At 42.8% G+C, this 14394-nt stretch carries 11 protein-coding genes; 8 read left to right on the top strand and 3 right to left on the bottom strand.

The features are described 5' to 3' along the window. Nucleotides 1-48: 48 nt before the first annotated feature. On the top strand, nucleotides 49-855 hold the full coding sequence (locus tag MTBPR1_RS14700) for an MlaA family lipoprotein (RefSeq protein WP_083223128.1): 807 nt from the start codon (nucleotides 49-51) through the stop codon (nucleotides 853-855). Nucleotides 856-869: 14 nt separating this feature from the next. Next, the gene (locus MTBPR1_RS14695; protein ID WP_069189785.1) at nucleotides 870-1517 is read left to right on the top strand and encodes an MlaC/ttg2D family ABC transporter substrate-binding protein; all 648 of its coding nucleotides are present in this window, start codon (nucleotides 870-872) and stop codon (nucleotides 1515-1517) included. Here the strand turns inward: MTBPR1_RS14695 and MTBPR1_RS14690 are convergent. Continuing rightward, on the bottom strand, nucleotides 1514-2167 hold the full coding sequence (locus MTBPR1_RS14690; protein ID WP_069189784.1) for an RluA family pseudouridine synthase: 654 nt from the start codon (nucleotides 2165-2167) through the stop codon (nucleotides 1514-1516). The two genes, MTBPR1_RS14695 and MTBPR1_RS14690, sit on opposite strands and share 4 nt — an antisense overlap. A 283-nt stretch (nucleotides 2168-2450) precedes the next feature. Here MTBPR1_RS14690 and MTBPR1_RS14685 point away from each other — a divergent pair, with 283 nt between their 5' ends. From MTBPR1_RS14685 to MTBPR1_RS14675, 3 genes are all read left to right on the top strand, one after another. Beyond that, nucleotides 2451-3071: a cell wall hydrolase gene (locus MTBPR1_RS14685; RefSeq protein ID WP_069189783.1), complete on the top strand. Its 621-nt coding sequence runs from the start codon at nucleotides 2451-2453 to the stop codon at nucleotides 3069-3071. Between the two features lie 144 nt (nucleotides 3072-3215). Beyond that, on the top strand, nucleotides 3216-3623 hold the full coding sequence (locus MTBPR1_RS14680; RefSeq protein ID WP_069189782.1) for a hypothetical protein: 408 nt from the start codon (nucleotides 3216-3218) through the stop codon (nucleotides 3621-3623). Between the two features lie 463 nt (nucleotides 3624-4086). Further along, the gene (locus MTBPR1_RS14675) at nucleotides 4087-4749 is read left to right on the top strand and encodes a class I SAM-dependent methyltransferase (RefSeq protein WP_069189781.1); all 663 of its coding nucleotides are present in this window, start codon (nucleotides 4087-4089) and stop codon (nucleotides 4747-4749) included. A 116-nt stretch (nucleotides 4750-4865) separates the two neighbouring features. Here the strand turns inward: MTBPR1_RS14675 and MTBPR1_RS14670 are convergent, their stop codons facing one another. After that, nucleotides 4866-5456 (bottom strand): peroxidase-related enzyme, encoded by a 591-nt coding sequence (locus MTBPR1_RS14670; protein ID WP_069189780.1) that lies wholly within the window; start codon nucleotides 5454-5456, stop codon nucleotides 4866-4868. A gap of 339 nt (nucleotides 5457-5795) precedes the next feature. Between MTBPR1_RS14670 and MTBPR1_RS17890 the strand changes: the two genes are divergently transcribed. The 3 genes from MTBPR1_RS17890 to MTBPR1_RS14655 all read left to right on the top strand — a co-directional run bounded on the left by MTBPR1_RS17890 (nucleotide 5796) and on the right by MTBPR1_RS14655 (nucleotide 12520). Continuing rightward, nucleotides 5796-7922, top strand: coding sequence for a methyl-accepting chemotaxis protein (locus MTBPR1_RS17890; protein WP_083223127.1), 2127 nt, complete (start codon nucleotides 5796-5798; stop codon nucleotides 7920-7922). Nucleotides 7923-8196: 274 nt separating this feature from the next. Further along, a complete protein-coding gene (locus tag MTBPR1_RS14660; RefSeq protein WP_069189779.1) occupies nucleotides 8197-8967 on the top strand; it encodes a substrate-binding periplasmic protein in 771 nt (256 codons plus the stop codon). A gap of 250 nt (nucleotides 8968-9217) precedes the next feature. Continuing rightward, nucleotides 9218-12520: a ligand-binding sensor domain-containing protein gene (locus MTBPR1_RS14655; RefSeq protein ID WP_069189778.1), complete on the top strand. Its 3303-nt coding sequence runs from the start codon at nucleotides 9218-9220 to the stop codon at nucleotides 12518-12520. Nucleotides 12521-12673: 153 nt separating this feature from the next. On the opposite strand, the gene ettA is transcribed toward MTBPR1_RS14655, so the two are convergent. Further along, complete coding sequence (gene ettA / locus MTBPR1_RS14650; protein WP_069189777.1) at nucleotides 12674-14353, bottom strand: energy-dependent translational throttle protein EttA; 1680 nt, start codon at nucleotides 14351-14353, stop codon at nucleotides 12674-12676. Nucleotides 14354-14394 lie beyond the last annotated feature (41 nt).

Raw genomic sequence — 14394 nt, 5'->3', positions numbered from 1 at the left:
TTGTTTTTATTAACAAAACGGACAGAAACAATAAAAATTCGGTGTAGAATGACAAAGCCCGTAAAGCAGAAGAGTTGGATAAAAAGACTTGGTGGAATCGTTGCTGTTGCTGTGATTCTCTCAGGGTGTGCAAGTCAACCACAAGCTGTTGATGAAGTGAATGACCCGTTAGAAGGCGTGAACCGTGCGGTTTATGGTTTCAACGAAGTTGTGGATACATGGTTCCTGCGCCCGGCAGCGACGCTTTATCGCTCGCTCTTGCCGCCACCTGTCCAAAATGGCATTCACAATATGCTGTCAAACCTCAGCACACCGATTATTCTGCTCAATGATATTTTGCAAGGTGAGCCTGATCGCGCGTTAAACACCGTATCGCGCTTTGCCATCAACACCACAGTTGGTGTGCTCGGCTTTAACGATCCTGCAAAAGACATGGGCTTTAAACAACATAGTGAAGATTTTGGTCAGACCCTTGCCGTTTGGGGCATTGGTGAAGGCCCTTATATTGTTCTTCCTATCTTTGGTCCTTCAAGCCCACGTGATGCAATCGGTCTGGTTGTCGATTATTTCACAGACCCGGTTAACATCTGGGCCAACAACACGGACCGTGATAATTTCCCAATGGGTCGCAGCCTTGTAAGTGCCGTTGATACACGCGCTTATTACTATGACGCCATTGAAGATATGAAAAAGAACTCGCTTGACCCGTATGTTGCCATGCGCAGCTTTTATATGCAGCGCCGCCAGGCTGAGATCATGAATAATGATCAGCCAAAGGTGAAAGCAGCACCAAGCCTGTCTTTCGATTTTGATGCCCCTTCACCGGGCGATGAAGAAATTACTGAAGCGCGTTAAGGACCAATAGAGCAATGATGACACGTCGTTTATTTGTAGCTGCGTTTTTGTCGGCCTTTATCTGCCTTGGCGCAACAACTGCCTCTGCTAAAGACTTTGCCAAAGAAGCTGAAGGCTTCATTCAAATCATGGCTGATAAAGCCATGAACAGCTTTCGCACCATTGACGATGAAGCGGCTTTGCAAAAAGAATTCCGCACCATCTTGAATGATGGCTTTGATGTCCGTGCCATTGGTAAATGGGTCTTGGGCCGTTACTGGCGCAAAGCAAAACCAGCTGAAAAAGAAGAATACCTCAAGCTGTTTGAAGATTTCATCATTGTTACCTATGCCAACCGTTTTAAAGACTATTCTGGTGATGACATCACTATGACAGTGGTTCAGTCGTTGGCAAAGAATGATCAAGATGCCATCGTGCGTTCACGCATTGACCGCCCAACGTCAAGCGAACCCATCTTTGTAGACTGGCGTGTGAAATCAGGCAAGGAAGGCAATATGAAAGTTGTTGATGTCCTGATTGCTGGTGTGAGCATGAGCCAGACACAACGTTCTGAGTTTTCCTCTGTTATTAAACGCAATGGCGGTAAGGTGAACGGCTTGATTGATGCGCTGAAAAATAAAACAGCGCAACTTGTTCAAAATGTTGATCAAGCTACAAACTAAAAATCTGCTGGACAATCATACGACATAAGCTCACCCGTCTCAGGGTGGTGAAAAGAGAGCGCCTGTGCATGTAAGCATAGGCGTTTTGCTTTATTAACGACCTCGTCAGACCCATAAAAGCGATCCCCCAAAATCGCATGTCCCATGCTCAGGCAATGAACCCTGAGCTGATGAGAGCGCCCTGTGATAGGGGTAAGTTCCAAACGTGTTGTTCCTTCTTGCAAACGCTCTAGAACCCGCCACTTAGTTAAGGCCTTTTTACCCAGTTCATGGTCCACCATCTGTAAAGGGCGGTTTGGCCAATCACACCTTAAAGGCAGGTCAATCTCACCTTCATCCGCCCCCACATGCCCGTCAACCAAACAGACATAAGTCTTTTGCGTCTGCTTTAACTCAAACTGTTTTGATAGGTTCTTATGGGCTTCTTTGTGCAGTGCAAAAACCATAAGGCCTGAAGTATCCATATCCAGACGATGGACCGTCATCACCGCATAGCCTAAAGACTTTAGCCGAGTCTCTAAACAGTCTTTATGTTCCTCCGCACGTCCCGGAACTGACAGCAATCCACTAGGTTTATTCACAATAACAAAGCAATCATCAATATATAGTATTTTAATATCATCCTGTGGCGGGCTGTATATGAAGGTCATTGGGCTTCCAGTTTAGGATTGTTTTAAGCTTGACAAGTCTAAACGTTATTAAAAAACCAAGCAATATCATTGCGTTAAACTGTGTCTTTTTTGCAACGCAACATAGCCTTGACTTCATATGTAGTTCTTCATATATCTAGGGCGCGCATAAGAAGCGCTAATGCCGTCCGACCCTTTTTGCGGCCACGATTGAATATATGGCCGCCGCCTTAATGAGAAGCAATCGACTGGGACTGATTGCCAGATTGTCGGACCTGTAATTGAAACAGATGTGGATAGATACATGCGTTCGGTTAAATCACTCATGCGCCCTGCATTGGGACGTATTCTGGCAATGTCGGTTGTAAGTCTCAGCCTCTTTTTTGGTGTGACGGGCTTCATCCCTTTTGAAGACTATCAAAAAGATACCTTGAAAGAACCTTCTGCAGCAGCCTTTGTGCGCCAGTATAATACCATCACCTCACATAACCTGATCGTGGACACAAGCGAGCTGCGTTGTCTCGCCCTCAATATATATTGGGAAGCACGCTCAGAGCCCCTTAATGGTAAACTGGCTGTTGCCGGTGTCACCATGAACCGTGTGGCCCATAAGAAATTCCCACACACCATTTGTGGTGTTGTCAAACATAGCAGAAGTGCCCGCCTGCACCGTTGCCAATTTTCTTGGTATTGTGATGGTAAGAAAGATATCCCGCGGGAGCTTACCGCTTGGCGTGATGCCCAACAAGTTGCACGCCTGTATCTTGTCGGTATCTATGATGACCCAACGGCGAATGCTTTGTGGTATCACGCAGACTATGTCAGCCCAAGCTGGGCAGGTAAAATGATGCGCACAGCCAAGATCGGTCGCCATATCTTTTATCGGGCACAAGTGCAGAAAACGGCAAAAGCCTACTCTTATTAAACGACTATAATAAGTATTCTCACTTAGTAAGTTGTACAAAGCGCTATAAATCTATCTTAATAAGGTAGAGCCTCAACCTTGACCCGATTATCATCAGACACCATACTCCTTATAGGTAAACAATCGTGAGGAAGTAACGTGCAAATGATGACAAATGATCTGAACCCACATGTCTTGCTAGAGATGTACGGGGCAGAGCTTGCGCAAGACTTCTTATTCGATCTGCTGGAAGGTGTTGAAGAAGAAACCTACAGAGCTCAGATTGAAAGAGCAGTAAGTGACTTGATGGACCTCATCGCAACTGATGAAAAACATCAATTTCTCGCTCCAAAAGAAACAGTCACGTCTACCCTTGATAAGCTCCCCCCTGTCTTTGATAAAGACTGTGTACAAGTTTGGCTCTTTGATGATGCCTTTATCAGTTTCAATAAACTGATCGGTCATTATCACGGCTATCGCAAAGTAAATGGCAAAACCTTCCGCCTACCAACAGAGGAAGTGCGTCATTACCGCGAATATATCAACAACCCGCTTAAATTGCTTGAAGGTTGATATAAAATCAAAACAAAAAAAGGCTTCTTCACTAGGGGCCTTTTTCTTTTTATATGACCCGTCCTGAAATAAGTTGACCGATTGGAGACTGATTATGGGACATCATGAGAATAAGCGGCTCAGACCTCGCCAGAGAGATTATCCCTGAAATTGAAAAGTCGTGAATTGGAGAAACCTTGACACCCTCAGTCAAGAGGCCCATAAAAATGGCTGACGCCTCGCACGTTTTTATGATTTTTTTCAGTCGTCATAGCTACAAATTCTTTATTTCTCCCTCGCATGAAACAAAGAATATGATTTCATCATCAAGGATGAAATTCACAACGGCCTCACAGCGAAAACCTTTTCAAGGTCCCTTAGAATACGGGATGACATCAAGAGTTACATATACTTTTAGAGCCTAAAAGCCCTTGCTTCGGAGGCTGCCCTCAAATTCGATGCGATACTTAATATAGAGTTTCCTATGACTTTAGTACGCGTTCGTTATCAAACCATTGAATTTGGCAAAACCGACATTCACATACGTACCTTACGTAATCGACAAGAGTTTCATGACCCAGGGGGCAAAGCTGAGAAATTGGGTGTTCCCTCCTCTACTTGGTCCTTGTTTGGTGTCGTATGGGCTTCTGGTGAATTCTTGGCCCATATGATGTCAGATTATGACATTCAGGGATTGCGGATTTTGGAAGTCGGCTGCGGAATTGGCATTGCCAGCCTTGTTCTTAATGAACGCACTGCAGAAATAACAGCGACAGATTACCACCCTGAAGCAGGCTCATATCTGGCAAAAAATGTAGAACTCAATAACGGGCGCGACATTCCTTTTGTTCAAACTGATTGGCTAGAACTAAAAGATGAACTTGGTAAATTCGACCTTATTATAGGAAGTGATCTACTGTATGAACCTGATCATGCTGAATTATTATCCGGCTTTATCAATCGTCATGCAGAGGAGCGCTGCAAAATCATCATTGTTGATCCAGCAAGAGGTCATTCCACAAACTTCAGCAAGAAAATGGCTGATTTGGGATTTAGCCATGAGTTAAACTCTACGCAAGCAATAAGCCATCTCACTCAACCCCTTCGCAATGCGAACAAAATTGATATTTTGAGTTACATGCGCTGATAAACCGAAGAATAGCCGTGATACTCAAAGTAAAAGGCGACCACATAAGGGCCGCCTTTTACGTTTTTAAGTTTAAACTGGCTATCAACTCAGTGAGAATTTCACCACTTGTTTGACTACTTGCGGGCCTGACGGCCCAGTGCAAAAAACTCATCGTTTGGACGCATGCTTGTCACGTTTGCCATACGATTAGAAAGACCGAAAAAGGCTGTAATTGCCGCCATATCCCAGACATCCTCTTCGGTGAAACCATGAGAGGTCAAAGTTGTCATATCCTCATCATTGACTTCATATGCCTCAACAGAAACCTTTATGGCAAAATCCAACATGGCTTTCTGTCTTGGCGTGATATCGGCTTTACGGTAGTTCACAGCAACCTGATCAGCAATCAATGGGTCTTTCGCACGTATGCGTAAAATAGCCCCATGAGCAACGACACAATATTGGCATTGATTGAGATTGCTGGTTGCAACAATGATCATTTCACGCTCGGCCTGCGTCAAGTTACCAGGCTTATCCATCAAGGCGTCATGATAAGCCATGAATGCACGAAATTCATCTGGACGGTGAGCCAGAACAAGGAAAACATTTGGGATAAAACCTGATTTTTCTTGGACCGCTAAAATACGCTCGCGGATATCATCTGGCATTTCGCTCAGTTCAGGAACAGGGAAACGACTAATAGGGTGTTCAGTTGACTGGTTCATGATAACCTCCGTGTGCTTTATCTATATTTGTATGACAAATTAATTGTTCGGGTACTAAACACTATCTCTTCTCCCTTGTCTATAATTTATTTTGAAAAATCACCGGCAGGCTATGGCGGGAATGAGCTATGAGAAGATTGGCTCGTAGGCTATTGCCCACTTTAAAATAATAAAACGACCACGTGGACCGCCATTTCCTTTTTTTTACGCACATCTTAGGGATTGTCTTTTTCGGTAATATACAGAATAATATTCTATCTTTTTGTATAAAAATAACCTTTGGAAAAAAGGACATGATATCTGCTTTATGCAAAGCGGATTTATCTAGGAGAAACTATTATGGAAATGCTGACTAAAATCAGAGGTAAACTCGTTCTTCTGCTATCTGCTTTTGGCTTAATACCATCAATCATCATTTTAATGGTGTATGTATCAAACGAACAATCCTTTAAGGATGCCTTTGGCCAAAGGGTAGAATCCGCAGCTATTTCCTTAAATAATACAATCGATCGAAATTTATTTGAACGTTATGGCGATGTCCAAGCCTTTGGATTAAATGTAGCGGCACATGATCCGACGAACTGGAAAACACCGTCTGAATATAATCCCCTCATCAATGCAATGAACAGTTACACAACAGGCTATGGCATCTATAAGCTCATGCTGTTGGTTGATAAAAAAGGTGACTTACTTGCTGTAAATACGCTTGATGCTCAGGGAAAAGAAATTGAAACATTTAGCCTCTATGACACCAACTTTTCAAATGAGCCATGGTTCAAGGATGTTATGGCAGGCAACTTCCTTGAAGGGCGAAATGGCTTAACAGGCACAGCCGTATATCAACCCACACAACAAAAAATTATTTCTGATATTTATGGCGATGATGGATATACTATTCCCTTTGCAACACGCGTCAAAGACAGTCAAGGCTCACTCGTTGGTGTTTGGGTGAACTTTGCTGATTTCGGGCTCGTTGAAGATATTTTTGCCTCCGCATATGAAGATTTCAAGAAGCAAAAAATGGCAAATACCGAATTAACTTTATTAGATCCTACAGGAAATATTATCGTTGATTATGACCCTGCGGCACAAGGATGGGCCACATATAAACGTAACTTCAAAGTGATTGGAAATCTAAACCTCGCAAAAGTCGGGGTTGCTGCGGCCAAGGAAGCCGTCTCAGGCAAAAGCGGTAATATGGTTTCAACACATGCACGCAAGAAAATCGATCAAGTTGCTGGTTTTGAAAAAAGTAAAGGTGCCTATGATTACCCGGGTATGGGCTGGTCCGTGCTTATTCGTGTACCTGTTGAAGAAGCCTATGCAACTGTAAACACAGTTCAAAATATTATGGTGTTAACCATTGGTGCTTCTGCCCTCATTATCATTGCTGCAGGTTGGTTTATGGGCGGGGCGGCATCTGCGCCTTTGCGTAGAATGGCTCGGTCCATGAATGCATTGGCACAAGGCAATCTTGAGGCTGAAATTCCTGCACAAGCCCGCACGGATGAGATCGGTGATATGGCACAGGCTGTTCAGGTCTTCAAAGATAGCGCCATCAAAACACGTGAAATGGAAGCTGAACAAGAAAAAGCCAAGGAACGTGCAGAAACTGAAAAGAAAGCCATGCTCAATCAAATGGCAGAGGACTTCGAACAAAGTGTTGGTGAAATTGCCAATAGCGTTGGTGAAGCAGCACAAATGATATCAGAAGCTTCAATGGGCATGGTGAATGTTGTGAAGGAGGCTAAAACGCAAACATCAAATGTTGCAACCGCATCAGAACAAGCAGCCGGTAGCGTTCAATCTGTAGCATCTGCTGCAACAGAACTTTCTTCTTCTATTAGTGAAATCAGCTCTCAAGTCGCCCATTCCAGCGGAATTGCAGATAATGCGGCACATCAAGCTGAGACAACCCAAGGCATGGTGAAAGCTCTTGTGGAAGAAGCGAACAAAATCGGGGAAGTTGTCTCCCTGATTTCTGACATTGCAGAACAAACAAACCTGCTTGCCCTTAACGCAACAATTGAAGCAGCGCGCGCAGGTGAGGCAGGCAAAGGGTTTGCAGTCGTCGCCTCCGAAGTTAAAAACCTTGCAAACCAAACAGGGCGCGCCACTGAAGAAATTTCTACTCAAATTGCCAATGTACAAAATTCGACTGATCAAGCAGCGCAGGCAATTCAACAAATTGGTGAAACGATCAAGGACATCAATGAAGTTTCCACAGCGGTTGCTGCAGGTGTTGAAGAACAAGGCAATGCGACAAATGAGATTGCAAATAGTGCCGAACAAGCTGCAGTTGGTACTAATGAAGTTTCAGAGAACATCACGGGTGTAAATAGCAGTGTGGAACATACAGAAACATCCGCAAATCAATTGCTGGAGACCTCACAAACACTCTCAATGCAATCTGATGAGCTGAAAACAGCTTTAACAGATTTCGTTTCTAAAATCAGAAGTAACTAGAGTCAGTATCGATTAATTAATGACTGTTCTAGCTTAAAAAGCGGACTTTAGTGATGAAAAAAGGCGATCTCAGGGGCCGCCTCTTTTTTCATTTTCTCACACCTTGCCGACTAGCGTGTCACCGACTTGCCTTTATCGCGCCTAAAGTGACACATAATATATAGCATGCTCCAAATGCCTGCTAGTCGCCGAGATTGACAATAAGTATATTTGAGTTTTTGTAACAACTTCTTTATCTTTTACTTTTCACCTATTCAGTTAAAGGAAGCTTCCAATGCAGAGAATATATGTTTTGATCTTTGCGTTCTTGATTGGGGTGATTGCCTTAAGTCATGAAGCGATTGCAAAATCAACAGGTGAAAACAACGTTCAAATACTGACGGGTGAATGGCCTCCTTATATCTCTCAAAACTTTAAAGGTCAGGGAATTATCCCTCGCATCATTCGAAAAGCATTTGCCTATTCTGGTTTGGAGGTCGAATTCAGATTCGTACCCTGGAAAACAATCCATCCAAATTTGATGAAAGGTGTTTTCGATGGAGGAGCTGTCTGGGGGGACTATCAAAGTTGGTTAGGTAAACTGCTCGCCAGTGATCCCATAATTTCCTCTGATTATGTGATTTTCCATTTAGATGCTCGAAAATATTTTAATTGGCGTGATTCTAAAAGTTTGCATGGCATGGTGATGGGGTATGAAAAAGGGGGGCAGCTTGCTCCTTACTTTCAGAAACTCGTAGACGAAAAACTCCTTAAAATTCGCTATATAGCAAATCCTGCTCATGCTTTTGAAATGTTACGAACTGGAAAGATCAATTTTTTGCCGTATAACAAAATAAGTGGTGAGGCCATCCTTAAAGAAAAGTATCCTAAGAACGACCATATGCTCACTTTCCATAAAGAGCCTTTTAGAATTTCTCTTTACCGGCTGATTTTCAGCAATAAGCCTGCACGTGCCCGTTTTCTCATGGAAAGACTGAACCAAGGTTTACAAATTATGCGACAAAATGGTGAATGGGATAAAATCCGCAAAGAAATCGGCACATAAAAAAAGCAGCCCGAAGACCGCCTTTTCAAATCCCTTTTCAGCCAAACCTTACTATCTCGTCAAAGGTTTAAACTTAATGCCCCATAGGTGAGTTTAACTTTCAAATATAGGAAGTCTGCATTTCGCCAATAGTAGTCATTCTAAATAAAAATCAAAATTAGAAGCGCTTAAAAATAACTGGTAAGTAGTACATACTAATGTACAGTAATTCCTATTAAATAGGGCAAGGCAGTACCTCAAGGAAGAAAGTATGTTTATTAAATATCTTTGGATCGTTGTATTTTCTATCTCCCTTGGTTTTGTCAGCAAAACGCATGCCTATGAATTTGGGAATGATCATTACCCTTTTGAGATTGAATTCAAACCTGCTTTTGACATTGGTGGCCAACCGGTTTTTTCCATGCTTCAAGATAGCGATGGATTTGTCTGGTTTGGTTCATTTTTTAGTGGAGCTGTTAGGTTTGATGGTAATAAAACAAAAAATTTGATCACAGGCAAAAATGGCATCTCGAGTAAATATGTCTCTCAATTATTCGAAGATAAGGCAGGCAATATATGGATAGGTACAAACGACGGTTTGAACCTATACGATAAGTCGACGAATAAAATAACCATCTTCAAACATGACCCAAATCAGCAAAATACAATTGTAAACAATAGCTTCAATAATTCTGCGCAAACAATTGCTGAAGATACAAATGGCAACATTTGGTTGGGAACTCAGGATGGTGTGAGTGTCTATAATGTTAAAAATAATAATTTTACAAATTTCAGACACAATCCAAAACTAGAAAACTCGTTGCCGGGAAACGATATTTTCTCACTTCATATAGATACAAATGAGAATGTGTGGGTCGCGGCTAAAGATGCTGGTTTAGCTAAGATCAACAGTAAAACACATCACATAACCCGTATCATACATAACCCCAAAGATTTAGCCTCTTTACCCTTTAATGACATCTATTCTATTGCTCAAACACAGGAAATACTATGGTTTGGCACGAAAGAAAATGGGCTGATTAAATTCAACACCACAACTGGTAAATATGAAACCATACAGTACACTTCTAAGAAAAACAGTCCGGTTCCACAGATGTGGATTTGGAAAATCGTACCCCTGAAATCGGGAAAACTGGCTTTAATTGATGCCACCCAAAATGTTGGTCTCGTCATTTTTGATCCAAATCATAATACATTTGAGACTTTTAAACAGAGTTATGGGTTGGCAACAAACACTATCCACGGCGTATTGGAAGATGCAACTGGAATACTATGGGTCGTACATAGTTCAGGTAAAGTTGATAAATTTGATCCTAACGCCAGAAAGTTCAAGCTTGTAAATATCGGGAAAAATGGTCTTTCAAGTGATTCAGTCATGCCCATTTATGAGGATAATAGAGGGGATGTTTGGATAGGCCATTTTGGTTCAGGCCTAGATCACATTGATAAAGAGACAGGTACATTTCGTAGCTTTAAACCTGACACAAGCCAGAAAACGAGCCTTCCTCACGGTTACCCATCCGGTATGTATCAGGATGGGAATAATTTCTATGTTTCCACGGCCGCAGGGATAACATTGTTTGACCGCGATAAAGGCGCAGTCATTCAACGCTTAACTGAAAACACATTCCTCTATGACTTTCAACAAGATGCCAATAACCCCGAGTTATTATGGGCTTCAGGTTGGATTCAAGGACTATGCAGTTTCAATAAAAAAACATATGAGAGCAAATGTACGCTTCATGACCCTGACGATCTAAATACCCCAGCAAATAATTCAGCATTACAGAATATAAGGGATACAAAAAAACCGAACCATATCTATCTTGCGACTTGGGGTGGTGGTATGGACCGCTTTGATACAGTCACAAAAACTTTTAAGCATTACCAACATAAATTGGACGACCCAAAATCAATTAGCTCGAATTCTGTATATGATGTGTTTATTGATCGCAATGACACATTCTGGGTAGCAACTCAATCAGGTTTAAATAAATTCAACCGAGAAAATGGAACTTTTGATCACATAAAAGGCCATTCAGGTTTTAATAATGCAATCATTCACAATATTTTGCAGGATGATAATGGGTATTTATGGATGGGGACCAGTATCGGGCTTGTGAAGTTTGACCCTGAAAAAGAAAATCTTGTTGATATTTTCACCAAGGAAGATGGTCTTCATTCTCATAACTTTTTCGCCACCTCAAAATTAAAAGATTCAAATGGTAAACTGTGGTTTGGTGGCTTTGGCGGACTTAATATAGTTGAGCCTAAGTCCATCACGAAAAACAAAGTATCGCCACGTGTCTTTTTGACATCTTTATCCAGTGGTGGAGCCCCTATAGAAACAAAAATGAGTTTAGAACGGTTGAATGAAATTCAGTTAAACTGGGATCGCAATATAATTGAATTTAGTTATGTAGCTTTGAATTTCACAAACTCTCAGCAGAACCAATATAAATATAAATTAGAAGGTTATGACAAAGATTGGTTTAATGCAGGTTCAATTCGTAATGGTCGATATGTGGCTTTGCCAGGTGGAACCTATGTTCTGCGAATTAAAGGGTCAAACAACGATGGTGTCTGGAGCCAGAAAGAGCAAGAAGTAGCATTAAAAATCATCGTTGCGACGCCCCCATGGATGCGATGGTGGGCCATAATAATTTACGTCGCTCTTTTGGCTGTATTACTTATAGCTATCTATCAAATTAAAATGCGTGCCACGCGTCAGTATCAAACTCGTTTAGAGAAGGATATTCAAGATCGAACGAAAATGCTTTCTGATGCTTATGGCACAATATCTGAGAGCATTGAATATGCTTCCAGCATCCAACGTTCCCTATTGCCCAAGGATATGTATTTAAAACAAGACTTAGACGACTATTTCGTAATCTGGGAGCCAAGGGATATCGTTGGTGGGGACCTTTACTGGTACAGGCGCTGTGAAGGCGGCTTTTTAATTATCTTAGCCGATTGTACCGGTCATGGTGTGCCTGGTGCATTTATGACAATGCTTACCACAGGTGGATTGGATCGTGGCTTGAGAACACACCCTGATGGTGATCCGGCTAAAATAATCAGTTCCATTAACCGAAGTATTCAACATTCTCTAAGCCAACATCAAGGTGAAGGGGAGTCTGACGATGGATTGGAACTCGGAGTTTGCCGTATCCACTATGGTTCAAATACTTTAACTTATGCTGGTGCCCGTTTCTCTTTATTGAAATTTAATGGAGATGATTGCACTGAGGTTAAAGGTGATAAAACGGGGATTGGTTACCGCCATGTTGATATCGACAGAAACTTTACACTACATGATGTTCCCATTTGTGAAGGTGATACATTTACAATGTTTAGCGATGGCATTACCGATCAAGTCGGTGGGGAAAGAAGAAGAGGGTTTGGTAAGAAAAGACTCAAACAGCTCCTGCTTTCTGTTCAGGACCAGCCAATGCAGAACCAACGAGATACAATACTTGAGGTGTTCTCAGATTTCCAAGGAGATGAAAAACGTCGTGACGACCTATCAGTTATCAGCTTTAAACTAAAATGAAACTCTGATGGCGACGAATGATAAACTAAAGCACCAAGCAGTTTGTAAGCAGGTTGTTCTAATGCCTGCTCAGCGGTCACTAACAGACCTTATCAATAAGAAAAAGGCGACCAAAGGGCCGCCTTTTTCATTCAGTTATCTTAAACTCACAAACTAGCGAGTAAGCGGTTTGAACTTAATGCGATGAGGTTGTTCAGCATCTGCGCCAAGGCGGCGTTTGCGATCAGCTTCATAGTCTTCGTAGTTACCTTCAAACCAGACCACTTCAGAATTACCTTCAAAGGCCAGAATGTGTGTTGCGATACGATCAAGGAACCAGCGATCGTGTGAGATCACCACGGCACAACCGGCAAAGTTTTCCAGCGCATCTTCAAGGGCACGCAATGTGTCCACATCCAGATCGTTTGTTGGCTCATCGAGCAGAAGCACATTGGCTTCTTCTTTCAACATTTTGGCAAGATGCACACGGTTGCGCTCACCACCGGAAAGTTGACCAACTTTTTTCTGTTGATCCCCACCTTTAAAGTTGAAGCGCGATACATACGCACGGCTTTGCAGCTCACCATTACCCAGTTGGATCATGTCATCCCCATCTGAGATTTCATCCCAAACGGTTTTATTATCATCCAGACTGTCACGGCTTTGGTCGATATAACCAAGCTTGACCGTCTCACCCACCGTGAAAGTCCCTGCATCCGGCGTTTCCTGACCTGTAATCATGCGGAACAAAGTCGTCTTACCTGCACCGTTTGGCCCGATAATCCCAACGATCCCACCAGCAGGCAGGCTAAATTCGAGGTTTTCATAAAGAAGCTTATCATCAAAGCCCTTGGCAACGCCTTCAGCCTTGATCACAACATTACCCAGACGCGGCCCTGGCGGGATTACGATTTGGGCGGAACCGATCTGTTCCTTCATGTCCTTATTGAGCAATTCTTCATATGAATTGATACGGGCTTTAGATTTTGCCTGACGCGCCTTTGGTGATTGCTTGATCCACTCCATCTCGTGGGCCAAAGTCTTTTGGCGGCTGGCTTCTTCTTTAGATTCCTGCTCCATACGTTTTTGCTTTTGCCCAAGCCACTGAGAGTAGTTGCCCTCATAAGGAATGGCACGACCGCGATCAAGCTCCAAAATCCAGCCTGCGACATTATCAAGGAAATAACGGTCGTGGGTTACCGCCACAACTGTACCTTCATATGTTTCAAGGAAACGTTCCAGCCATGCCACTGATTCCGCATCCAAATGGTTGGTCGGCTCATCAAGCAGCAACAGGTCTGGCTTTTCAAGCAAGAGCTTACACAAAGCAACCCGGCGTTTTTCACCACCAGAAAGTTTATCAACAGACCAGTCCCCCGGTGGGCAACGCAGTGCATCCATGGCGATCTCGATTGTGCGTTCGATCTCCCAACCGTTGGACGCATCGATTTTTTCCTGCAACTCGCCTTGTTCAGCCAGCAGATTATTCATTTCATCATCGTCCATGGGTTCCATGAACTTATTTGAAATTTCATTAAAACGATCCAGATCACGCTTGGTATCGCCCAAAGCTTCCATCACGTTTTCAGCAACTGTTTTGCTTTCATCAAGCTGGGGTTCCTGTGGCAGATAGCCCACTTTGGCGCCTTCTGCAGCCCAAGCTTCCCCGTTATATTCCGTATCAAGGCCAGCCATGATTTTCATCAAGGTCGATTTACCCGTCCCGTTGTGACCTAACACACCGATTTTTGCGCCCGGCAAGAAGGAGAGGAAAACATTCTCTACAACTTTTTTGCCGCCCGGATAGACCTTGGACAGGTCTTTCATGACATATACGTATTGATAAGAAGCCATCGTGCTTATATATCCATATTTAGAATGAAAAGAGATTTGCA

It is taken from the genome of Candidatus Terasakiella magnetica (assembly GCF_900093605.1).
GTDB classification, from domain to species: domain Bacteria; phylum Pseudomonadota; class Alphaproteobacteria; order Rhodospirillales; family Terasakiellaceae; genus Terasakiella; species Terasakiella magnetica.
Note: the sequence above shows the minus strand (reverse complement) of the source record. Positions and strands in the feature narration are given on the sequence as shown.